The organism is Rickettsia sp. Oklahoma-10 (assembly GCF_039954865.1).
GTDB lineage: Bacteria > Pseudomonadota > Alphaproteobacteria > Rickettsiales > Rickettsiaceae > Rickettsia > Rickettsia oklahomensis.
Genome location: NZ_CP157197.1, coordinates 476790 through 501327 on the forward strand (window position 1 = coordinate 476790; position 24538 = coordinate 501327).

Genomic DNA, 24538 nt, shown 5'->3' on the forward strand with positions numbered 1-24538 from the left:
AGTAAAAATGAATTATTGTTACCCCATGGCTTGACCACAAGGTCCATAAAAAAAGACTGGATGCTGTGTTCAAGTCACAGAATGACACTGGCAAAACTGGATTCTTGCTTTCGCAGGAATAACATCGGAATCGTGCATAAGCATAAAAAATAAAATACTCACTATGATAGTAATTGGTATTGATCCAGCACTTGTGAGTCTTGGATGGGCATTAGTTGCAAGGCAGTCGACAGCATTGAAATATTTAGCCAGCGGTACGATAAAGACAAATAGCAAAGATGCAATTTATTATAGGCTTGCTTTTATCAATAGCACGTTAGAAAAAGTAATATTAGAATATCGGCCAAATATGGCAGCGATTGAAGAAACATTTGTTAATACTAATAGCGTGACTTCTTTAAAACTCGGCTATGTTAGAGGTGCGATAATGTCGCTGATCGGTAGATATAATTTGGGCTTACAAGAGTTTAAGCCAAATACGGTAAAAAAGACCATAACAGGATATGGTCATGCAAAGAAAGAACAAATTTTGCATATGATTAAACTCTTGCTGCCTGGAACTCCCTTAATTACTAACTCTGATGAAGCGGACGCTGTGGCAATCGCTTATACTTGCCTAGTTACTACAAATAAGTTATTAAAATGAATCCAATAGTAATATTAGTTGCACCACAAATGGGTGAAAATATTGGTGCTACTGCAAGAGCAATAAAGAATTTCAATTTAAATGAGCTTAGAATCGTAGCACCAAGAGACGGATGGTCAAATGAGCAAGCGCGCAGTAATGCAGTGGGAGCAGTCAATATTATAGATAATGCAAAAATTTATGATAGCTTAAAGGATAGTATTAAAGACCTCGAATATTTATACGCTACTACTTGTATTAAAAGGGCTATGAATAAAGATTATGTATTTTCACAAAATTTATCTTTAGATTATCCAAATTCTGTAAAAGTTGGGATAATGTTCGGGCGGGAAAATAACGGGCTGAGTAATGAAGAGATTTCAATTGCCAATAAGATTATCACTATTAATACAACTGAATTTAGCTCGTTAAATATTGCTCAAGCAGTGATTATTATATGTTATGAATTATTTCATAATTCTAAGCCTAGAGAGAATATAAATAATATTCAAAAATTAGCTACTAAAGAAGAAATAGAGCATTTTTTAACAAATTTATTCGGCAAACTCGATAAAGTTGGATTCTTCAAAGCTCCCGATAAAAAGTATAATATGCAGCAAAATATCACCAATATATTTACACGTATCAATAACCTCTCTTCTCCTGAAGTTCAACACTACAAGGCATTATAAAGTCTTTGTATACTTAGATCAACTTTAAAAAGAGCAAGGAGTTCATAAGGTGAGGAGTCATTAATATGTGGCACCACGGTTATTATAGAACAACTTGGCCAATTTTTGAAGTTGGTCAAAAGTATATTGCTCGGAGAATATATCATTCTTAATGACAGGTATTTATTTTATCAAAGATTTAATGATTTTAGCTACTCGATCTGCTTCATTTAAAGGTTTATAATTATATTCTTCTAGAGAAATAACTGACTCATTAAAAATTCTTGCTATTTTCTGCTCTACTAATTGCTTTATAAAAATCTTATGTTTTGCGGAATTAAAGTTTGGTGGGCAGAATATATAAAGAGGCTTACCGCTTGAAGCTGCTTCGCTACACATTGAAATCGAATCGGCTGTAACTATTATGTACTTCGCATTAGCAAGCATAGCAATATAAGGGTTATAGCCTATATCTTTATTCGGGTCATAAATAATTGTGGAAGACGGCATGTTATTTTTAATAATGGACTTCACTTCTAAAGGAGTACGTCTACTGAAACTAATGAAAAAAGGTATTTTTTGATTAGTATATATTTTATTTAATAATGAAGAAAATAAAATTGCTTCATCTTCATGAAAATTAAATTTTTTATTATTTCCGCCTATTATCACTGTAATAAATTGTTTAAGATCAGGATAATATTTTTGTAGTTCTAGACTTGCAGCAGCAAACTTATCGGTTACGTTGTTGATAGCTCCATTGATGGGAATTATTTTTTTATATTTGATATTATTCCAGCAAAAGCAGGAATCCACTTTGTCATACCATGGCTTGACCAAGGTATCTAGAAAATAATTTATATTATTAATTATTTTAGAATTTTGATTGGATTCCGTTGTTAAGTCGCAGGATGAAAGATGACAATCGTGATAAGGCAGGATAACGGCATCAAATGTATTATAAGGAAGATTAGGTTGCATTATTTGTATTAACTTGATGTTTTTAAATTTCTTTTTTAAGTAAAATGCCAGTACTGTAGTTCTCCTTCCAGCGGTAATTATCATGTTAGGCAGGGATTTATTCAAAATATCTTGCAATAGTTCACTTTTTATATGAATAGGATAATATTTTAGTAAAAAGTTCGGTAGCTTAGCTAAGCAATTATATTGAAGTTTAATTAAAGTGTAATCTGTAGCTAATTTTTCTGCAAGTGCAATGGTCTGATGTGTGTTGCCTGTTCTATCATCTGCAAATATGTATATTTTCATTATAGATATTTCTCTAAAGGTAGTGTTAATAAGTCTGTTAGGGGTAGTGATTTATCACAAGCATTAGCTATTTGTGGTGTGATTGGGATTTGAGCAATTAAAGGTATATTATATTTTTGTGATAGATGGTTGCCACTATTATCTTCAAGCATATAGCTCATATTTTCAATTATTCCAAGTATAGGTAGTCCTAATTTTTGATATAAATCGATAGAACGTATTACATCTATTTCTGATATTTTTTGTGGAGTAGTGACTATTATTACGCCGTCTAAATGATAATTCTCTAAGATACTTAAATGAATATCACCGGTACCAGGGGGCATATCGATAATTAAATAATCAAGGTTATCCCATTTTGTTACTGATAATAATTGATAAATAGTCTTACTTGCCATAGGACCACGCCAAATAATAGCTGAATGATCTTTAACAAAAAATCCTATAGACATAATTTGAATAATAGATATCTTCCAAAACTTTACTTCTATAGGTAATTTGTGCATTGATCCGGTACTCATATCCTCACATACTTCTTTGTACGCTGCGGTGGTACGTTCCGTATTTCTTTCAAATTCCTCTCTATAAGTGCATTTGGAAAGATATCTATTTTGTGCCGTTATAGGTATTATTCGACCTTCAATGGTTTTTGGCACTTCGTTAATGCCAAAGATGTGAGGAATTGACGGACCGTAAATATCAGCATCTACTATCCCGACTCGGTAATTTTCGCAACTTAACTGCTGAGCAATAAGAGCTGCTATTGTAGATTTGCCAACTCCGCCTTTACCTGACGCTACTAAGATAATTTTTTGTACGTTTTCTACCAAGTGTTTTGGTTTTTGAGGTTTTTGTTCTAAAGTTTTGTGGTGTGTAAAAACAATTGTTATATTACCTATTCCAGAAATTTCGTTAAGTTTATTAATTGCTTTAAGTCTGATTTCTTCAGCTTCTAACTTTTCTTTACCTGATATATTTATTGAGAAACCTATATTATTACCCTTAATTACAATATTCGATATAACTTGTTTTAAAAAAGAACCGTCTTTAAAAGTAATATTCTGAATCTTATCGATAATTTGTCTTTGATGTAAATTCGCCATAATTAAATTTCCTTTTTAAATCTATTAAAGCTCATAACTTGACGTTATATACTATATAATATATATAATTATCTCATCTTTAAAATAATATAAAAAGCAAATGCTTAATAAAAAATATATCTTGATTTTAAAAAAATCTCCATGGAGAGATTTTGATTCTAATAAAGACGATAACATATTCACAAGACCGCGTAAAAATCAATTTAATTTTGATAAATTTCAATTCCAGTTTAATTTTAATGCTAAAACAATAATTTTAGCTGTTGTTGCGGTGGCTACTTTATGGTTTGCTTCGGGTATTTATGAAATAAAAGAGGGTGAAGAAGCTGCAGTGATAAGGTTTGGACGCTTTGTACGTAAGGGCTATCCAGGGCTTAATTATCATTTACCTGCTCCTTTTGAAAAGATAATAGTTGAGAAGGTTAAACAATCACGTCGTATTGAAATTGGTTATCGTACAAATAACTCGATACGTAGTGGTGGCGATAATACTAAAAATATTGCCGGTGAAAGTATAATGCTCACCGGTGATGAAAATATCGTTGCTTTAAATTGTGATGTAATGTGGCATATTAATAATCTTGAAGAGTTTATTTTTAATGTACAAAGACCTGAAGAAACAGTAAAAGCAACAGTAGAAAGTGCTGTTAGGGAAGTAATAGGTAATACTCCTATTTCTTGGGTATTATCCGATCAAAAGCAAGAAATTACTTATAAGATAGAGACATTAGCACAAAAGATACTGGATAGTTATAATGTTGGTGTTATGATTGAGAAAGTACAGTTATTGAAAGCTGAGCCACCTGCTGAGGTCATAGATGCTTATAGAGACGTGCAAACTTCAAAGGCTGATAAAGAGAAAGAAATAAACCAAGCTCAAGCATATAATAATAAAATTTTACCGGAAGCGAGAGGAGCAGCTGCAAAGATTATACAAGAAGCAGAAGGTTATAGAGAAGAAGTAATATCAAAAGCAGAAGGTGATAGCCAAAGATTTAATGCTATTTATAAACAATATACTACAGGTAGGCAAGTAACTAGAGATAGGTTATATTTAGAGGTAGCTGAAGAAATATTAAGCGGTTCAAATAAAACAATTATTAATAATGCACTGCTACCACATATGGCTATTAAACCATAGGGTACTATGTCATTCCTGTTTTTGTGGGAATCCATAAAACATTGAAAAAGACTTGATCTAGCTCACAAGTCATGGGGATGATAATCTCGGGAAACTGATCGATGCAACAAAGTCCTTTCACAAGAATGAAATTTAAACAACAAGGAATATATAAATGCAACAAAAGATTTCTTATATAATTTTTACAATTGTTTTCGGGCTGATACTGATTTCTAGCTCCTTATTTTCAGTGGATCAACGCCAATCTGCTGTGGTGTTCCAGTTTGGTGAGGCAGTTAGAACTGTAGAAAATCCAGGGCTGCATATTAAAATTCCATTTATTCAAAATGTAGAGTTTTTTGATAAACGTCTTTTAGACGTTGAGGTTGAGGCAAAAGAATTAACAGCCGCCGACGGTAAACGAGTTATTGTTGATGCTTATGCCAAATTCCAAATTAATAATCCGGTTATGTTTTATAAAACGGTGCATAATTACCAAGGGGTAAAAATTAGATTGACTCGGAATCTTGAGTCCTCAATGCGCAAGGTGATAGGTAAAATCTCACTAAGTAGTCTTTTAAGCCAAGAGCGTAGTAACGTAATGTTAAATATCTTAAACCAAGTGGACAGAGAAGCTAAAAGTTTTGGTATTGATGTTGTAGATGTTAGAATTTTAAGAGCAGACTTACCAAAAGAAAATAGTGCAGCTATTTATCGCCGTATGCAAACGGCACGTGAAAAAGAAGCAACCCAAATTAGAGCAGAAGGACAAGAAGAAAGCGTACGTATTCGTTCAAAAGCAGATAAAGAAAGTAAAATAATACTTGCAAAAGCTTATAGAGATGCACAAATTATCAAAGGTGACGGCGATGAGAAAGCAGCAAAAATATATAATTCTGCTTATTCCGTCGATCCCGAATTTTATAAATTTTATAGATCACTTTTAGTATATAAAAATTCTTTAAAGAAAGAAGATACTAATTTTGTAATTTCATCTGAGGCTGAAGTTTTTAAATATTTAAATTTAGCTAAGTAGTAATTATGTACCCTAAAATGTTTAAATATATTTTTGCCGTAATAGTTATTCTGTTAAATAATAATGTTTTAGCAACAGAGAATATTAAAAAACAAGAAATTTTAGACGTAAATGAGTTTACGGAAATAAATTCTGCTCCTTTAAAAGTAAGTGAAGCTGCTCGTTATAGCTTTGCCGATATAGTTGAGCCGTTAATTCCTGCGGTCGTTAATATTTCAACTATAGAATATGTTAATAGTAAATCAGAAAATGCTGAAAAAGATCCTCTGCAAGAAAAAAAACCTTTAGATTTCATTAATGATTTTTTAGAACGGCTTAATATACCGCTGAATTTGGAAGAAGTGGATAAAACTCCTAAAAATGTTCCACTTGGCTCAGGATTTATTATTGAGCCTAATGGATTAATAGTGACAAACTATCATGTAATTGCAAATGTTAATAAAATTAATATAAAACTTGCAGATAATACTGAATTACCAGCTAAATTGATAGGTAGTGATACTAAAACTGATTTAGCTCTCTTAAAAATAGATAGTGAGGAGCCTCTACCTTTTGTTGAGTTTGGAGATTCAAATGATGCAAGAGTAGGTGATTGGGTTATTGCAATTGGTAATCCGTTTGGTAATCTAGGTGGTACGGTTACTGCCGGTATTATTTCTTCTAAAGGTCGGGATATCGATATAGATACGGATAATATAGTTGATAATTTTATTCAAACGGATGCTGCAATTAATAACGGTAATTCTGGTGGTCCTATGTTTAATTGGGATCAGAAAGTAATCGGCGTAAATACGGCAATTTTCTCACCACTTGGCACTAATATAGGTATTGGTTTTGCAATACCATCAAATACTGCAAAGCCTATAATCGAACGCCTTAAGAAAGATGGTAAAATAAATAGAGGGCGTCTTGGAGTAACAATACAAGATTTAACCAAGGAAATTTCTGAAGGGTTAGGACTTAAAGATACTAGTGGGGTGTTAGTAGCTAAAGTACAAGAAGACGGTCCAGGGGATAAAGCAGGTATTAAAACAGGTGATATAATAATAGGGTTTGCAGATATACCGGTTAAAAATACTAAAAAATTACGTGTAATTATTGCAGATGCTCCTATTGATCAGGAAGTCAAAGTAAAAATACTTCGTGACAAAAAAGAGCTTGAATTACCTATTAAGATTACTGCAGATAATGAAGAAGTTAACAAAGATTTAGCAGAACATGTAGATAAAGAAGAAATAACAAACAAAGGAGAAAATGATTTATCTATTACTAAAAATAATATTACTTTTAGTAATTTGACTGAAGAATTAAGACAAAAATATACTATCCCTCAGGATAAAACGGGAGTAGTTATAACCAATATTGATCAAGAAGGAAACAGTTTTAAAATTGGTGATCTGATAACCAATGTTAATCAAGAAAACATAGACAATATAAGTAAGCTAGAAGAATTATATGAAAATGCTAAAAAATCGAATAAGCAAAATATTTTGCTCTTGATTGAAAGAGGAGATAATAATATGTTCATACCACTACATGTTATGTGATTAGTGTAATACGTTGGTCACGCCATGGTATGATGCTTCCGAAGTGTTTTTCAAGAGTCATGCTATAATAACTTTAAAAATAACATTAAATAAATTATGAATGAAAAAATAGCAATTTTAAGTGCATATAGTTTTGTTAATATAGAAGAGCCAGAAAATTTGATACCAAAGCTTTTGCTTATTGGTAAAAGAAAATATATTAGAGGTACTATTTTATTATCACAAGAAGGTTTTAACGGTTCTTTTTCAGGTTCATATGAAAATGTAAATCTTGTGCTTGAAGAATTGATAAAGCTAACTGGGACCAAAGATGTTAACGTTAAAATAAATTATAGTGATGCTCATCCTTTTCAGAAATTAAAAGTCAGACTTAAGAAAGAGATTGTAGCAATGAATGTCAATGATTTAGATGTTGATTTATTTAAGGGCAAATATATAGAGCCGAAGGATTGGGATAGTTTTATTACACAACAAGATGTTATAGTAATAGATACTCGAAATACTTATGAAGTAGAGGTCGGTACATTTAAATCGGCAATTAACCCGTATACGGAAACATTTAAGCAGTTTCCAGCTTGGGTTCGCCAAAATGAGAAATTACTTAAAGGTAAGAAGATTGCTATGTTTTGTACTGGCGGTATTAGGTGTGAAAAATCTACCAGTTTACTTAAAAGCATAGGCTATGATGAGGTATATCATTTGAAGGGGGGTATATTGCAGTACTTAGAAGATACACAAAACAAGAATAATTTATGGCAAGGCAAGTGCTTTGTATTTGATAATAGAAGAGCAGTATCAGATGATTTATCACCTGCTGAAGGGTATACTCGTTTATCTTCTACTTAATTTTTTATTATGTTAAATAGCATGACTAAAACAAAACAGGAAATTTATAATAAGCGTCCACTTTCACCACATTTAAGCATATATAAACCTCAGATAAGTTCTACGTTGTCGATTTTGCATCGTATGACCGGTGTTGCTTTATTTTTTGCAGTATCAATTTTGGTGTGGTGGTTGATTCTTAGTAAATATGACAATAATTATTTGCATTTTGCTAGTTGCTGCATTATAAAAATATGCTTAGTAACCGTTAGCTACACTTGGTTTTATCATTTATGTAATGGTATTCGTCATTTATTTTGGGATATTGGTTATGGCTTTTCTATAAAAGCAGTGAACATAACGGGTTGGTGTGTAGTTATATGTTCCATATTATTAACTATGTTGTTATGGGTGTAAGCTATATGTTGTTGTAGAAATTATGAAAGCTACTTTACCAAAACGCTCGCTTAGATTAGGGCAAGGCTCAATTTTATAGTCCAGCAAATCTAGATATTGCACAAGGAAAATCACCATGATTATCTTATATGGAACATATGCTAGAGGCAGAGTAACATGGTTTAGTTAATATTTATCATAATGCTAATAATACTAAGAAAAGGTAAAAATAAAAGGGGCATACTACTGTAAGACTTGAAATTATATCTATAAAAGATTAGACAAAACAAGAGTAATAAAAAGGATTAGAGTATCTCTGATGGTTCAGAAATATCTATAGTTCTTGAATCCATGGAAGTATTTTTATACAGATCTTACAAAGAAAGTAGTGCATTTTATATTATAGTGATACTTATAAGTGAAGTTAAGGCTTTAACTGGGAATAAGGAAAAGGAAATTACTCAAGCAAGGTTATTATAAAGAGTGGTTTAAAAGTCGATTTGGTTTTTTGATTGATTGCAAGTATCCATTTGAAAGAGGTGAGTTAAACAAAAGTGCTTTTTATATTTATTAAGCTACGGAAAGTTTTTATAGTAGAATTTTATTAGTTTTGTCAAATTATAAACCTAAGTTGCATGATATAAAACAGTTAGGTAATAGAGCAAAAAATTATAATGATGAGCTGTTGCAATTATTTACTATAGCAACGTCGGGGTAAGAAGAATGTTTTAATAAATTGTTTTGGAAAGCTTATATTGATGTAAGATATGATAAAAACTATCAAATTACCAAAGAACAGCTTGTATATTTAATTTCAAGAGTTGAGAAGTTTAAAATAAATAACAGAAAAATGTGTTTGAGAAAAGTAATGGTATATGCTTTTAAAGCAGAAATTGTAAAAGCAAAGGCCGATGGCGCTGTTAAAAGTGGTGCTTATCATTGGTTATTACAAAGGATTACAGGGCTTGTATTAGCTTTATGTTCTATATGGTTAATATACTTTACATTAACTAATAAAAATAGTGATTTAAGTATCATTATGTTGGAGCTTAAAAAACCTTTTAATGTAGTAGCATTATTAATTACGGTAATTATTTCTTTATATCATGCTATATTGGGTATGCAGGCAGTAATAGAAGATTATATAAACTGCAATAATAAATTACGTAATGCATTAATTATAGTAGTAAAATTATTCTGCTTAGTTACTATTGCATCTTTTGTGATGGTTATGCTTTATGAGAGATGATTGAGTTATGTTCAGTGTCATCCTGCAACTTGATCACAGGATCCAGAAAAATCCCTAATAATTATTAGTATTATTAACTGGATCCCGTGGTCAAGCCACGAGCTGACAATTGAGAAACCAAACCTATTCACGTAACAATGCTTTATCGTAATGATGTTGATGCCAATATTTTAAAATACAAGATTAAAAATTAAATTAATGACTAAAGCTTATAATATCATTCATCATAAATTTGACGTCGTTGTTGTAGGGGCAGGCGGAGCAGGGCTCCGTTCTGCTTTCGGTATGGCTAAAGAAGGGCTACATACTGCTTGTGTAACGAAGCTATTCCCGACTCGTAGTCATACCGTGGCTGCTCAGGGTGGAATTAGTGCAGCTCTTGGGAATATGGGCGAAGATGATTGGCGTTGGCATATGTATGATACTGTTAAAGGTTCTGATTGGTTAGGCGATCAAGATGCCATCGAGTATATGTGTAAGAATGCTCCTGATGCGATTTTAGAGCTTGAGCATTACGGCGTACCTTTTTCAAGAACCGAAGAAGGAAAAATTTATCAGCGTCCTTTCGGTGGTATGACAACAGAGTACGGTAAAGGAAAAGCGGCGCAGCGTACATGTGCTGCAGCAGATCGTACTGGGCATGTCATACTCCATACTTTATATCAACAATCATTGAAAAATAAAGTACAGTTTTTTATTGAATATTTTGCTATTGATTTATTGATGGAAGACGGTGAATGTAGAGGTGTAGTGGCATGGAATTTAGATGATGGTAGTATACATTGTTTTAGAGCTCATAATGTAGTACTTGCAACAGGTGGATATGGGCGTGCTTATTTTTCGGCTACGTCTGCTCATACTTGTACAGGTGACGGGGGGGGAATGGCGATTCGAGCCGGTTTGCCTCTGCAAGATATGGAGTTTGTGCAGTTCCACCCGACTGGTATATATTCAGCAGGCTGTCTTATCACCGAGGGAGCTAGAGGTGAGGGGGGGTATCTTGTAAATGCAAATGGTGAGCGTTTTATGGAGCGTTATGCTCCGGCTGCAAAAGATTTAGCTTCAAGGGATGTAGTGTCAAGAGCAATTACTATCGAAATTCGTGAAGGTCGAGGAGTTGGTGAGCATAAAGATCATGTATTTCTGCATTTAGATCATTTATCTCCTGAAATTTTATATAGTCGCTTACCCGGTATTTCCGAAACAGCTAAAATTTTTGCAGGTGTGGATGTTACTAAAGAGCCGATACCAGTACTTCCTACAGTTCATTATAATATGGGCGGAATACCGACTAATTACCACGGTCAAGTTGTCATTAAAGACGGCACAAATCATAACACTATAGTAAAAGGTCTTATGGCAATTGGTGAGGCTGCTTGTGTATCGGTACATGGTGCTAATCGTTTAGGATCAAACTCTTTGCTTGATTTAGTAGTATTTGGTAGAAGCTCTGCATTAAAAGCATCTGAGCTTATTAAGCCTGCCAATCCGCATAAGCCTTTAAAAGAAGAAATCCTTGAAAAAGTTATAAATAGATTTGATAAAGTTCGTCATAGTAACGGTAATATTTTAGTTGCAGATTTAAGGCTTAAAATGCAGCGTACTATGCAAAGCCATGCTTCAGTATTCAGAACTCAAGAGGTGCTAGACGAAGGGGCGGAAATGATTAGTGAAATGAGGGCCGGTTATAAAGATATAAAAATTAACGATAAATCTTTAATTTGGAATAGTGATTTAGTTGAAGCCTTAGAACTAGATAATTTGCTTGATCAAGCTTTGGTAACGGTATATTCGGCAGCTGCAAGAAAAGAAAGCAGGGGCGCCCATGCTAGGGAAGATTATCCTGATCGTAATGATCGGGATTGGATGAAGCATACCCTTAGCTCTATAGATGAAGTAGGTAAAGTGGTGCTTGATTATAAACCTGTGACGCTAACCACTTTAACCGATGAAGTAAAAGCAATACCGCCGGCAAAGAGAGTGTACTAATGTATATTAGTTTAATTTTGAAAATTTGCGTTGTTGGTTTGTCAAGACTAAAATCGTTATTGTGCACATTTGTTCAGAGCCTGGCAAAATCCATTAGAAGAAATAAAAATGCTAAAAACTACATTTTTATTTCTTCCTTGCTTAGTCAATTATTTTGTAATTTTTCTTGCAATGACGAAAAAATCGATCAACTCAGGAATAAATCTATAAATAATTTATGTTTGAGTATTTAATAAAATTCTATCCAAAAATCCTTTTTATTGTAGAGGGGACGCTAGTTACTTTAAAATATAGCATTATAGCCGTTATATTTGGTTTGATGATAGGGACGTTACTTGCTATTTGTAAGGTAAATAAACATTGTGCTTTAAGATTTTTTGCAAATTTTTATACTTCTATTTTTAGAGGGACGCCTCTATTAATTCAGCTAAGTATTATTTATTTTGCATCGCCTTATATAGTAGGTATTAAATTTAGTGTGTTTACGGCAGGGGCTATTTCCTTTTCTCTTAATTCGGGTGCATATGTTTCGGAAGTAATTAGAGCAGGAATTAATGCAGTTGATAAAGGTCAGTTTGAAGCGGCTGAAGCTCTTGCTATTCCAAAATTTTTAATCATGAAAGATATAATCTTACCGCAAGCAGTTAGAAATATTTTTCCATCATTAGTAAATGAACTTGTGAATTTAATTAAAGAATCAGCCATTATTTCTATGCTTGGAGAAATAGATTTAATGCGTAGAGCACAAATTGTATCAATTGAAACATATAATTATTTTTTTCCAATGATTATTGCTGCATGCTGTTATTATATTTTAGTCATGTTAATCAGCTTTATAGCAAAAATAATTGAGAAAAAAGTGATTGTTAATTAAAACATACTTGCTTTTATGGCAAAAGTAATTATAATTTAAATTTAGTGTAATTTATAAGTTTTTTGGAGTATTTATTTAAATGCCGACATATAATCAATTAGTACGTTTTGGGAGAAAGTCAAAAGCTCGTAAGACCAAATCTCCTGCCTTAGAATCTAATCCTTTTAAAAGCGGTGTTTGCTTAGTAGTAAAAACTGTTACCCCTAAAAAGCCTAACTCTGCACTTCGTAAGATTGCGACGGTGCGTTTAAGTAATAAAAGAACCGTAAATGCATATATTCCAGGTGAAAAGCATAGTGTAAAGGAGCATGATAGGGTGTTAGTAAGAGGTGGTCAAGTTCCTGATCTTCCAGGGGTAAAATATCATATTGTACTTGGTGCTTATGATATTGCTGGAGTTAAAGGACGTAAACAAGGTCGTTCACGTTATGGTGCTCCTCGTAAACAAGTTGCAGTTACAAAAAAATAAATTATTAGTTAGAGAGAAAAAATAAAATGTCACGTCGTCATGCCGCGGAAAAGCGAGTAATTTTACCTGATATGAAATATAACAGTATTTTGCTGTCAAGGTTTATCAATAATATTATGAAAGAAGGAAAGAAAGTTCTTGCAGAGAAAATTGTTTATTCAGCTTTTGATAAAATTGAAAAGAAACATAAAGTCGATCCATATCAAACCTTTAATAATGCTATGCATAATGTAAAGCCGCATTTAGAAGTCACTTCAGTTAGAGTAGGAGGTGCTAATTATCAAGTTCCAACACATGTTGATGAAAGAAGAGGTTATGCTCTCGCTAGCCGTTGGATTATTAATGCTGCGTCAAAACGTTCTGAAAAAATGATGATTGATAAACTCGCTGAAGAGTTGTTTGAAGCTTCTAATAACAGAGGAATTGCCATTAAGAAGAAAGAAGATACTCATAAAATGGCTGAAGCTAATAAAGCCTTCTCTCATTTTAGTCCTAAAAAAATGAAGTAAGGTAAGCTATTATGACTAAGATAAACACACTTGAGTATATTCGTAATATAGGTATATGTGCTCACATCGATGCTGGTAAGACCACAACTACCGAGCGTATTTTATATTATACCGGTAAATCACATAAAATAGGTGAAGTTCATGAGGGCGGTGCTACCATGGACTGGATGGAGCAGGAGCAAGAGCGTGGTATAACAATTACTTCAGCTGCTACTACCTGTAGATGGCAAAATAAGATAATAAATATTATCGATACTCCCGGACATGTTGACTTTACTATTGAGGTAGAACGCTCGCTGCGTGTTCTTGATGGTGCGGTTGCAGTATTTGACGGTGTAGCAGGTGTTGAGCCACAATCTGAGACAGTATGGAGACAAGCTGATAAATATAATGTTCCTAGAATGTGTTTTATCAATAAAATGGACAGAATGGGAGCGGATTTTTATAGATGCGTTGAAATGATCAAAGGTCGTTTAGGAGCAAAACCGCTTGTTGTTCAGTTGCCTGTAGGGCTTGAAGAGAATTTTAAAGGTATAATTGATCTTGTTAAAATGAAAGCAGTGATTTGGAAAGATGAATCACTTGGAGCTGAATATTTTGAAGAAGATATACCTGTCGATATGAAAGACAAAGCTAAAGAATATCGTACTAAGTTACTTGATATGGTTGTTGAATTAGATGACCATGTTATGGAAAAATATTTATTGGGTGAAGAAGTAACGGAAGAAGAGATTAAAAGATTAATCAGAAGTGGTACTATATCAGCAGCTTTTTATCCGGTTTTATGCGGTAGTGCTTTTAAAAATAAAGGAGTACAGCCTTTACTTGATGCTGTAGTAGATTTCCTGCCTGCACCTATTGACATAGGTATAGTAAAAGGCATTGAAGTAAGTACTAGTGAAGAAAAAGATTTGCCTATTTCAGTAACTGAGCCTTTTGCAGCTTTAGCATTTAAAATTATGAATGATCCGTTTGTTGGTTCATTAACGTTTATTAGAATATATTCAGGGAAAATCACGGCCGGATCGACTGTTATTAATACTGTCAAGAATAAAAGAGAAAAAATTGGTAGAATGCTATTAATGCATGCTAATAATCGTGAAGACGTAAAAGAAGCGTCAGCAGGTGATATAGTAGCTTTAGCAGGTCTTAAAGATACTACCACAGGTGATACGTTATCTGATATTGATAAGCAAGTAATCTTAGAAAAAATGGAATTTCCGGAGCCGGTAATTGAGCTTGCGGTGGAACCTAAGTCAACAGCTGATCAAGAAAAAATGAGTTTAGCACTTGCTCGTTTGGCAGCAGAAGACCCATCATTTAGAGTTTCAACAGATCATGAAACAGGACAAACAGTGATAAAAGGAATGGGAGAGCTCCATTTAGAAATTATCATTGATCGTATGAGAAGAGAGTTTAAGGTTGAAGCAAATATTGGAGCTCCTCAAGTAGCATATCGTGAGACTATAACCAAAGCTTGTGAAATTGATTATACTCATAAAAAACAGTCAGGTGGTGCAGGGCAATTTGCACGTGTAAAAATTATCTTTGAACCTTTAAATCCAGGCGAAGGGTTTATTTTTGAAAGTAAAATTGTCGGTGGTGCTGTGCCTAAAGAATATATACCCGGTGTTGAAAAAGGATTAAATAATATTAGAGAAACCGGTGTTATTGCTGGTTATCCTATGATTGATTTTAAAGCAACTTTAGTTGATGGTGCATTTCATGATGTAGATTCTAGTGTACTTGCATTTGAAATTGCAGCAAAGGCAGCATTTAGAGAAGGGATGCTGGAAGGTAATCCTAAGTTACTTGAGCCGATTATGAAAGTTGAAGTTATCACTCCTGATGAATATATGGGAGATATTATAGGTGATTTAAATAGCCGTAGAGGACAAATCCAAAGCATGGATCCAAGAGCAAATGCTCAAGTAGTTACCTCTAATGTTCCTTTGGCAGAAATGTTTGGTTATGTTAATACGCTTAGGTCTCTATCTCAAGGTAGAGCTCAGTTTAGTATGATATTTTCTCATTATGCTCAAGTGCCGCATCAGATAGCTAATATTATTAAAGCTAAAAAATAATTGAGTAGTATAATTAGATATAATGTTATGTTTTACAAAGATAAATGTTTTTTTTGCTGTTTCTAAATTAGATGTGCCGGTTATTTAGTAATTTTTTATTATTGATTTTTTATTAAAAATATGATAGGAGTGTAGCTCAATTGGTAGAGCACCGGTCTCCAAAACCGGAGGTTGCAGGTTCGATTCCTGTCGCTCTTGCCATTATAGATTTGAGTTTTTTACTATAAAATATAGACTTCTTATAAAACTAATGCTCTTCTAGAGAAGAATTTAAGGATGCACTGCAGTTTGGGTCGCATCATACATCTTTAGATGAGGATTCAAGTGTTGAGTCATTATCTTAATTACCTCTAGAAGTAGAATTTTGTAAGAAATATCTAAGTTACCTAACAAAAAATATGTTTAAGGGATATAATATTTATAAGTTTTTTGAACAAGTTAAACAAGAAACTTGCAAGGTAGTTTGGCCAACTAGAAAAGAGCTTGTTACTTCAACATTAATAGTGGTAGTAGCAGTTTTTATTTTTAGCTTAATTTGTTTGATGCTTGATTATAGTATACATAATATAATGCAGCTTTTGCTTAATATTGGCAAATAGTATAAGGAATAAATTATGATAGAACAGAATATGGATAATATATTTCCTTCTTCTGAGAAAAATGTAAAGCAGTGGTATGTAGTACATACAGCATCGGGAGCAGAGAAACGTATAAAAGAGGATATATTAAGGAAAATCGCTAAACAGAAAATGACAGGTTTTTTTGAAGATATATTAATACCTGTTTTTGGAGTTTCTGAAGTTAAACGTGGTAAAAATGTCAAGGTAGAAAAAAAACTAATGCCGAGTTATCTTTTGATAAAGATGAATATGACTGATAAATCTTGGCATTTTGTGAAAAATATACCTGGAGTAACTGGCTTTTTAGGGAGCAAAACCACGCCAAAAGCTCTTACAGAAAGTGAAATACAAAATATTTTTAATAATCTGGAAGCAGAAGCTAAAGAAGCAAAAAATTCTAAATTGTATGAAGTTGGTGAAATAGTGACTGTTACAGATGGTCCTTTTGAAACTTTTATGGGTATGGTGGAAGAAATAGATCAAGAAAAAAACAGGTTAAAAGTTTCAGTTTCAATATTTGGGAAAGCAACTCCAATAGAACTAAATTTTAATCAAGTAAAGAAAAATAATTAAAAGTTAGTAGTATATTTAGAATACTCCTAAATAAAATGAAGAGTAGGAAAGATATAGATAAATTTTTTAGAATTGGAAACAGTTTTTCTATTACTTAATTATTTAAAACTTCTTTAAAAAAGCAGTATATGTCTAATGAGGACTAAAGTGCAATATATAAATTATCTCTAAGTAAGAGTGTTATAAAGTAATATTAATTTAAGAGAAAATAAGGATATTTATAAATGTCTCAGAAAGCAATAAAAGGTTATATTAACTTGATAATTCCGGCTGCCGGAGCTACTCCTGCCCCTCCTATAGGGCCAGCACTTGGCCAAAGAAAAGTTAATATTGCAGCATTTTGTAAAGATTTTAATGATGCTACACAAGGTATGGAAAAAGGAATACCTCTGCCAACTGTAATTACCGTTTATGAAGATAGGAGTTTTGCTTTTAAAATCAAAACTCCTCCAGCCTCTTATTTTTTAAAGAAGTATGCTAAAATTACTAAAGGTTCTAGTGCTACTAAAAAAGAAGTTGTAGTAGGTAAAGTTACTATGGATGATTGCCGTGAAATTGCAAAGTTAAAAATGACTGATTTAAATACAAAAAATATTGAAGCAGCAACAAAAATTATTTGTGGTAGTGCTGCATCTATGGGACTTGAAGTGGTAGGAAATTAATTATTATGTCAAATAACAAAGATGTTGCCGTAAAAATTAGCGGTGGTAAAAAAATAAGAGAAGCTAGAGAAAAAGTAAAATCAGATTATTTGTATAATTTAACAAATGCGGTTGAGCAATTAAAATCAGCATCATATGTTAAATTTGATCCAACCTTAGAAATAGTTATGAAGCTTGGAATTGATCCTAGGCATTCCGATCAAATGGTACGCGGCGTAGTTAATTTACCTGCCGGTACAGGCAAAACTGTAAGAGTTGCTGTTATTTGTAAAGAAGAAAGAGAAGAAGATGCTAAAAGTGCTGGAGCAGATTTAGTAGGTGCAACAAGTATAATTGATGAAATTAAAGCAGGAAAAATTAATTTTGATGTATGTATAGCTACTCCCGATATGATGGCAGCTATAGGCTCAGTTGCAAGAATTTTAGGACCAAAAGGTTTAATGCCTAATCCTAAACTTGGTACCGTAACTTTAGATATTAAAAATGCTATAAAAAATGCTAAAAGTGGTCAGGTAGAATATAGAGCAGAAAAAGCTGGTATAATTCATGCAGGGCTTGGAAAATTATCTTTCTCAAACCAAGATTTATTAAAAAATTTAAATGCATTTATTGAGGCAGTAATTAAAGCAAAGCCTGTTGGGTTGAAGGGAAGTTATTTAAAAGCAATATATTTGTCCTCTACTATGGGAGCATCAGTACAAATAGATTTAACTAGCATAGCATAATTTTTATTAAACTGTTTCTATTTAAACAATGCAAATATCGAATTATTTTACATGATCCGCTATTTGGGTATGATATTGAATATAAAAGGTAAAAGGCAGTTTTCACTTTTTATATAAAAATATTAGTTTTATGTAAGGATTTTAAATCAAGCAAAATCCGCTGCATATACAGCTTTTAAAACAATAGTACATTACATATGTAATTTTCTATTGGTGATAAATAGATAATCAAATAATAGTTTTTGTATTATTAAAATATATTTAAAACTGTTGTTATAAAAGGAGAAGTAATAGGTGTTAAGATCAGCAAAAACATTAGCAGTAGAGGGTATTGTAAATATTTATAAAGAGTCACCGTCTGTAATTATTACTCATTATCAAGGGTTAACCGCTAGTCAAATGAGTTCACTTAGAGAATCACTTAAATCTAAAGCAGCAGGTTTTAAAGTAGTTAAAAATGCTTTAGCAAAAATAGCTGCGAATCAAACAGGACTTGATAATATTGCTGAGTTATTTGTAGGGCCTACTGCTATTGTTTATTCTAAAGAACCAGTTGAGATAGCAAAATTAGTAGTTAATTTTGCTAAGGCTAATGATAATCTTAAGATTATTGGCGGAATAGTTGATAATCATGTGTTAGATAAACATTCAATAAAAGAACTTGCTAAGCTACCTTTACTTCATGAGCTTAGAAGTAAAATTGTTGAGTTATTACAAGCACCGGCTACTAAGGTTGTAGGTGTTTTACAAACCCCGTCTTCGAGTATGGCGAGAGTAATACAAGCATATGCTAGTAAAAATTAACTTAATATAAAAAGTAAAAAGGAAAAAATTATGGCAGATTTAGCTAAAATTGAAGAACAATTATCATCATTAACATTAATGCAAGCAGCTGAACTTGTGAAAATGCTAGAAGAAAAATGGGGTGTATCCGCAGCTGCTCCTGTTGCTATGGTAGCTGCAGCAGCTCCTGTTGCTGAAGCAGTTGCAGAGAAAACAGATTTTGAAGTAGTTTTAATAGCTGTAGGTGATAAGAAAGTGGAAGTAATTAAAGCTGTAAGAGAAATTACAGGTCTCGGTTTAATTGAAGCTAAGAAATTAGTTGATGAGGCTCCAAAGGCAGTTAAACAGAGTGTAAAGAAAGCAGAAGCAGAAGGAATTAAAAGTAAATTAGAATCTGTTGGAGCAAAAGTTGAATTAAAATAATTATTTCTGCGCTAGGTTCTGTAAAGAATATTATTTATATTTTAGATGTTTTAAGGTGAAAATTAATAAGTTTCTTCTCCGATTGGTTGTTTTTTATTCCAAAAAATCTTATAATTTACAATCAATAAAGAATTAAATATAGATTAATTTCCCTTTACAGAACCTAATATTTTTTGCATCACAGATGAAATATTTTATAGCTTTAAATTAACTTCTTAAAATCTAAAAAGCCTTATTTTAGTGATTAAATTTGAATAAGGCTTTTTTGTTTACAAATTATTTTAAAGCTAATTTTAAGTTATTTTTTGAAATAGGATAAAAAGCTATTACATTAAAAATTTTACTAATTAAAATACGCCTAGATATAATTATTAAAATTTCCTAGGTTCTTTGAACATTTCTAATTGATTTGTTATTTTTGGATATTTTGAAGTGAAAATTAATAAGATTTTTATAGCTGCTCCTTTAGGAAATCTTATAATTTGCAGTAAAAAATAGTCAAAATAAAGTCTTTTTAGAAATGTACACAGATCCTACACAAGATCTAAATAGGTTTCTTTAATTTAGATTCTAAAAAACAGTATATTTGTTTTTTGCTACTAAATTATAAGTATTTTGTTGCAATAGATAGCTATTCCAATAAAAACTTTATTGTTTTAAATATAATTTAAATTTTATATACATAGTCACTTCAATAACGGGCAGTAATTTTATCAGTCAGGAGATTATATGGTTTCATTAAGGGATAATATAGAAGCACAACCCTTGTCACATAATAGAAGAATAAGAAAAAATTTTGGTCACATAAATTTAGTAGCAGATATACCGAATTTGATTGAAATTCAAAAAAATTCATATGAAAAAAACTTCCTACAGTTAAATATTAAAGATTCTGAAAGAAAAAATAAGGGTTTACAATCTATATTAAACTCAATTTTTCCTATTTCAGATTCTTCTAATGTTGCTAACTTAGAATTTGTCAAATATGAATTTGATACTCCAAAATATGATGTAGAAGAGTGTAGTCAAAGAAGTTTAAGTTATGCTGCTCCTCTTAAAGTTACCTTAAGATTAAGTATTTGGGACATAGATGAGGATACCGGTACTAGAGAAATTAAAGGGATTAAAGAGCAAGAAGTATATATGGGTGATATCCCGTTAATGACTAAAAATGGTACTTTTATTATCAATGGTACGGAAAGAGTCGTTGTATCACAAATGCATCGCTCACCAGGTGTATTCTTTTATCATGATGAAGGCAAAATCCACTCTTCCGGAAAACTTTTATATTCTGCTCGTGTTATTCCATATAGAGGTTCTTGGCTTGATTTAGAGTTTGATGCTAAGGATGTTATTTATTTTAGAATTGATAGAAAAAGAAAGCTTTATGCTACTACTTTGCTTAGAGCTATAGGCATGAGTACTGCAGAAATTATAAAATTTTATTATAATTCAGTCACTTATAAGCTTGTTAAAAATAAAGGTTGGGCAGTTAAATTTATGCCAGGGCATATTACTGCTCATCGTTTAACAAATGATTTAGTAGATGCAGATAACGGCAATGTTTTACTGAAAGCAGGACAAAAAATTACCCCTCGTTTAGCTAAAAAATATTCTGGAGAAGGGCTTAATAATATTTTAGTAGCTCATGAAACTTTAATCGGCAAATATTTATCCGAGGATTTAAGAGATCCTGTAAGTGGTGAAATTTTAGCAAAAATTGGTGAAATCATTACTGCTGATATACTAAATATTATTAATGATCTTAAAATTAAAAATGTTAACGTATTAGCGATCAATCCTCAATCAGGTCCGTATATAAGAAATACCTTATTTGCCGATAAAAACCAGGATCGTGAGGCAGCATTATGTGATATTTTCAGAGTGTTAAGACCAGGTGAACCTGCTAATATTGAAGCAGCTGAAAGCTTGTTTTATAGTTTATTTTTTGATGTGGAAAGATATGATCTTTCAGAAGTTGGACGAATAAAAATGAATTCTAGGTTAGAGCTGAATATTTCTGAAGGGGTTACAGTTTTAACAATTGATGATATTAAAAATATAGTAAGGGTTTTAGTTGAGCTTAAAGATGGTAAAGGTATTATAGACGATATTGATCATTTAGGTAATAGAAGGGTGAGATCGGTAGGTGAATTGATAGAAAATCAATTTAGAATAGGTTTAGTCCGAATGGAAAAATCTGTAATTGAAAGGATGTCGGTAGGTGATGTTGATACAGTAATGCCTCATGATTTAGTAAATTCTAAAATTTTAGTTTCAGTAGTAAAAGAATTTTTTAGTACTTCACAATTATCACAGTTTATGGATCAAACAAATCCATTATCGGAAATAACTCATAAAAGAAGGTTATCGGCACTCGGTCCTGGAGGTCTTAGTCGAGATCGAGCAGGTTTTGAGGTGCGTGATGTACATCCGACTCATTATGGTCGTATTTGTCCTATCGAAACACCTGAAGGTCAGAATATTGGATTAATTAACTCTATGGCTACCTATGCTAGAATAAATAAACACGGTTTTATAGAGAGTCCGTATAGAAGAGTTAAAGATAGGCGTGTAACTGATGAAGTGGTATATCTTTCTGCCATTGAAGAAGGTAAATACAAAATTGGGCAAGCAAATTCTAAAGTTGATAAAGACGGGTTACTACAAGGAGAGTTTATTAATTGTCGTGTTGAGGGAGGAAATTTTGTAATGGTAGAGCCTCATGAGGTGGATTTCATTGATGTGACTCCTATGCAGGTAGTATCAGTTGCAGCTTCTCTTATACCTTTCCTAGAAAATGATGATGCTAATCGTGCTTTAATGGGTTCAAACATGCAAAGACAAGCTGTTCCTTTAATTAGAACTGATGCACCTTTTGTAGGTACCGGAGTTGAAGGAGTAGTAGCTAAAGATTCTGGAGCATCGGTAGTTGCATTACATGACGGTATTGTTGAGCAGGTAGATTCAAATAGAATCGTGATTAGAACTCTAGAACAAAAAGCTGATGGTTCTCCTTCAGTTGATATTTATAATTTACTAAAATTTCAAAAATCTAATCATAATACTTGTATTAATCAAAAGCCTTTAGTTCAAGTTGGTCATTACGTTAAGAAAAACGATGTTATAGCTGACGGTCCTAGTACGGATAACGGTGAAATTGCTTTAGGTAGAAACGTACTTGTGGCTTTCTTACCGTGGAATGGTTATAATTTTGAAGATTCAATTTTAATATCTGAGCGTATAGTCAAAGAAGATATTTTTACATCTATTCATATTGAAGAGTTTGAAGTAATAGCCAGAGATACACGTCTTGGTCCTGAAGAAATTACTCGTGATATACCTAATGTAAGTGAAGAAGCATTACGTCATCTTGATGAAGTTGGAATAATTTATGTAGGTGCAGAAGTAAAAGCCGGTGATATTTTAGTTGGAAAAGTAACACCGAAGAGTGAGTCACCTATTACACCTGAAGAAAAATTATTACGTGCTATTTTTGGGGAAAAAGCCTTTGATGTAAAAGATTCGTCGCTGCACGTACCTTCCGGAGTTAGCGGAACCGTAGTAGAAGTAAGGGTATTCTCTCGTAGAGGTGTAGAAAAAGATCAGCGTGCTATTGCTATTGAAAAACAACAAATTGAAAAATTAGCAAAAGACAGAGATGATGAGTTAAAAATTATTGAACATTTTGTATTTAGTTGGCTTGAAAAGCTTTTAGTAGGGCAGGTGATTATTAATGGTCCTAAGCAAGTAAAAGCAGGGCAAACTATTACTACTGAAATGCTAAAAGGTTTATCTAAAGGGCAATTTTGGCAGCTTACTGTGGAAGATGCAAGTGTAATGAATGAAATAGAGAAGATAAAGACTCATTATGATGAGAAAAAAGAAACTCTTGATAAAAGATTTGCTACTAAGGTAGAGAAATTGCAAAGTGGCGATGATCTACCTCAGGGAGCTTTGAAAGTAGTAAAAGTATTTATCGCAACTAAGCATAAATTGCAACCAGGTGATAAGATGGCAGGAAGACATGGAAATAAAGGTGTTATTTCACGTATCGTACCTGAAGAGGATATGCCATTTTTAGAAGATGGGACAGTGATAGATATTGTTCTTAATCCGCTTGGTCTTCCGTCTCGTATGAATATAGGGCAGATTTTAGAGACACATCTTGGGTGGGCATCAATAAATTTAGCGAAAAAAATATCTACCTTAGTAAAGGAACATCAAAATAAAAAGATTGGTATTGAGCAAATTAAGCAATTTTTAATTGAGCTGTACGGAGAAAATATTAATTCTATACTTGTAAGATCGGAAGAAGATATTATCTCTTTCTGTAAGAAAGTAAGTAAAGGTGTATATTTTGCAACTCCTGTATTTGACGGAGCAAAAGTGCAAGATGTTAAAGATATGCTAAAGCTTGCCGGTCAAGATCCTTCAGGACAAGTAAGATTAATTGACGGTAGAACCGGTGAATATTTTGATCGTCTAGTAACTGTCGGACAGAAATATTTGTTGAAGTTGCATCATTTAGTTGATAATAAAATTCATTCTCGTTCTATAGGACCTTATAGTTTAGTAACACAGCAACCGCTTGGGGGTAAATCGCATTTTGGCGGACAGCGTTTTGGCGAAATGGAATGCTGGGCTCTGCAAGCTTATGGTGCTGCTTATACGTTACAGGAAATGTTAACGGTTAAATCAGATGACGTAAACGGTAGGATTAAAATTTATGATTCTATAGTACGTGGTGAAAATAATTTTGAATCAGGTATTCCTGAGTCATTTAATGTTATGATAAAAGAGTTTAGATCTTTATGTCTTAACGTAAAGCTTGAAGTGACTTCAAGTTAAATGTGTTATCCCATGGTCAAGCCAGCTTTGATGTGTAGATCGATTCTTTTTATTGTCATCCCAGTGACTTGATAACAAGATCCAGTTAAAAATACTAAAATTATTAATATCGTAAGTTGTGTTTTTGGATACTGT

21 protein-coding genes, 1 tRNA gene and 1 pseudogene are annotated in these 24538 nt (G+C 32.5%); 21 read left to right on the forward strand and 2 right to left on the reverse strand.

What is annotated here, in order from left to right; translation table 11 throughout:
• Nucleotides 1–163: 163 nt before the first annotated feature.
• On the forward strand, nt 164–646 hold the full coding sequence (gene ruvC / locus AAGW17_RS02140; RefSeq protein ID WP_347939289.1) for a crossover junction endodeoxyribonuclease RuvC: 483 nt from the start codon (nt 164–166) through the stop codon (nt 644–646).
• A pseudogene (locus tag AAGW17_RS02145) lies at nt 643–1334 on the forward strand (RNA methyltransferase). The gene ruvC and the pseudogene AAGW17_RS02145 overlap by 4 nt, the downstream one beginning before the upstream one ends.
• Nucleotides 1335–1479: 145 nt before the next feature.
• On the opposite strand, the gene AAGW17_RS02150 reads toward AAGW17_RS02145, so the two are convergent.
• Together AAGW17_RS02150 and AAGW17_RS02155 are read right to left on the reverse strand one after the other, a co-directional pair.
• Nucleotides 1480–2565 carry a mitochondrial fission ELM1 family protein gene (locus AAGW17_RS02150; protein ID WP_347939290.1) on the reverse strand — a complete coding sequence of 362 codons (1086 nt, stop codon included), beginning with the start codon at nt 2563–2565 and terminating at the stop codon, nt 1480–1482.
• Complete coding sequence (locus tag AAGW17_RS02155; protein WP_347939291.1) at nt 2565–3668, reverse strand: P-loop NTPase; 1104 nt, start codon at nt 3666–3668, stop codon at nt 2565–2567. Before AAGW17_RS02155 ends, AAGW17_RS02150 begins: the two co-directional genes overlap by 1 nt.
• A 100-nt stretch (nt 3669–3768) precedes the next feature.
• Here AAGW17_RS02155 and hflK point away from each other — a divergent pair, with 100 nt between their 5' ends.
• The 19 genes from hflK (at nt 3769) to rpoB (ending at nt 24403) form a co-directional block, all read left to right on the forward strand.
• Complete coding sequence (hflK, locus tag AAGW17_RS02160) at nt 3769–4809, forward strand: FtsH protease activity modulator HflK (protein ID WP_347939292.1); 1041 nt, start codon at nt 3769–3771, stop codon at nt 4807–4809.
• Between the two features lie 154 nt (nt 4810–4963).
• Nucleotides 4964–5824, forward strand: coding sequence for a protease modulator HflC (gene hflC / locus AAGW17_RS02165; RefSeq protein WP_347939293.1), 861 nt, complete (start codon nt 4964–4966; stop codon nt 5822–5824).
• Between the two features lie 17 nt (nt 5825–5841).
• Entirely contained in the window at nt 5842–7371 is a 1530-nt protein-coding gene (locus tag AAGW17_RS02170; RefSeq protein WP_347939389.1) for a Do family serine endopeptidase, read from the forward strand.
• A 96-nt stretch (nt 7372–7467) separates the two neighbouring features.
• Entirely contained in the window at nt 7468–8217 is a 750-nt protein-coding gene (locus AAGW17_RS02175) for a rhodanese-like domain-containing protein (RefSeq protein WP_347939294.1), read from the forward strand.
• A 21-nt stretch (nt 8218–8238) separates the two neighbouring features.
• Nucleotides 8239–8613, forward strand: a complete 375-nt coding sequence (sdhC, locus tag AAGW17_RS02180) for a succinate dehydrogenase, cytochrome b556 subunit (protein WP_347939390.1) — start codon at nt 8239–8241, stop codon at nt 8611–8613.
• Between the two features lie 847 nt (nt 8614–9460).
• Nucleotides 9461–9841 (forward strand): succinate dehydrogenase, hydrophobic membrane anchor protein, encoded by a 381-nt coding sequence (sdhD, locus tag AAGW17_RS02185; RefSeq protein ID WP_347939391.1) that lies wholly within the window; start codon nt 9461–9463, stop codon nt 9839–9841.
• Nucleotides 9842–10039: 198 nt separating this feature from the next.
• Nucleotides 10040–11830: a succinate dehydrogenase flavoprotein subunit gene (gene sdhA, locus AAGW17_RS02190; protein WP_347939295.1), complete on the forward strand. Its 1791-nt coding sequence runs from the start codon at nt 10040–10042 to the stop codon at nt 11828–11830.
• A 217-nt stretch (nt 11831–12047) separates the two neighbouring features.
• On the forward strand, nt 12048–12704 hold the full coding sequence (locus tag AAGW17_RS02195) for an amino acid ABC transporter permease (RefSeq protein WP_347939296.1): 657 nt from the start codon (nt 12048–12050) through the stop codon (nt 12702–12704).
• A gap of 79 nt (nt 12705–12783) precedes the next feature.
• Nucleotides 12784–13173, forward strand: coding sequence for a 30S ribosomal protein S12 (gene rpsL, locus AAGW17_RS02200; RefSeq protein WP_347939297.1), 390 nt, complete (start codon nt 12784–12786; stop codon nt 13171–13173).
• A 26-nt stretch (nt 13174–13199) separates the two neighbouring features.
• Complete coding sequence (rpsG, locus tag AAGW17_RS02205; protein ID WP_347939298.1) at nt 13200–13682, forward strand: 30S ribosomal protein S7; 483 nt, start codon at nt 13200–13202, stop codon at nt 13680–13682.
• A gap of 11 nt (nt 13683–13693) precedes the next feature.
• Nucleotides 13694–15766, forward strand: a complete 2073-nt coding sequence (fusA, locus tag AAGW17_RS02210; protein WP_347939299.1) for an elongation factor G — start codon at nt 13694–13696, stop codon at nt 15764–15766.
• Between the two features lie 125 nt (nt 15767–15891).
• Nucleotides 15892–15967 (forward strand) — tRNA-Trp (locus AAGW17_RS02215).
• Nucleotides 15968–16164: 197 nt separating this feature from the next.
• Nucleotides 16165–16365, forward strand: coding sequence for a preprotein translocase subunit SecE (gene secE, locus AAGW17_RS02220; RefSeq protein WP_347939300.1), 201 nt, complete (start codon nt 16165–16167; stop codon nt 16363–16365).
• A gap of 15 nt (nt 16366–16380) precedes the next feature.
• The gene (gene nusG / locus AAGW17_RS02225; RefSeq protein WP_347939302.1) at nt 16381–16959 is read left to right on the forward strand and encodes a transcription termination/antitermination protein NusG; all 579 of its coding nucleotides are present in this window, start codon (nt 16381–16383) and stop codon (nt 16957–16959) included.
• Nucleotides 16960–17183: 224 nt separating this feature from the next.
• Complete coding sequence (gene rplK / locus AAGW17_RS02230; protein ID WP_347939303.1) at nt 17184–17621, forward strand: 50S ribosomal protein L11; 438 nt, start codon at nt 17184–17186, stop codon at nt 17619–17621.
• Nucleotides 17622–17626: 5 nt separating this feature from the next.
• Nucleotides 17627–18346, forward strand: coding sequence for a 50S ribosomal protein L1 (rplA, locus tag AAGW17_RS02235; protein WP_347939304.1), 720 nt, complete (start codon nt 17627–17629; stop codon nt 18344–18346).
• Nucleotides 18347–18640: 294 nt separating this feature from the next.
• The gene (gene rplJ, locus AAGW17_RS02240) at nt 18641–19150 is read left to right on the forward strand and encodes a 50S ribosomal protein L10 (RefSeq protein WP_347939305.1); all 510 of its coding nucleotides are present in this window, start codon (nt 18641–18643) and stop codon (nt 19148–19150) included.
• A gap of 30 nt (nt 19151–19180) precedes the next feature.
• A complete protein-coding gene (rplL, locus tag AAGW17_RS02245) occupies nt 19181–19552 on the forward strand; it encodes a 50S ribosomal protein L7/L12 (protein WP_347939306.1) in 372 nt (123 codons plus the stop codon).
• A gap of 729 nt (nt 19553–20281) precedes the next feature.
• Nucleotides 20282–24403: a DNA-directed RNA polymerase subunit beta gene (rpoB, locus tag AAGW17_RS02250; protein ID WP_347939307.1), complete on the forward strand. Its 4122-nt coding sequence runs from the start codon at nt 20282–20284 to the stop codon at nt 24401–24403.
• Nucleotides 24404–24538 lie beyond the last annotated feature (135 nt).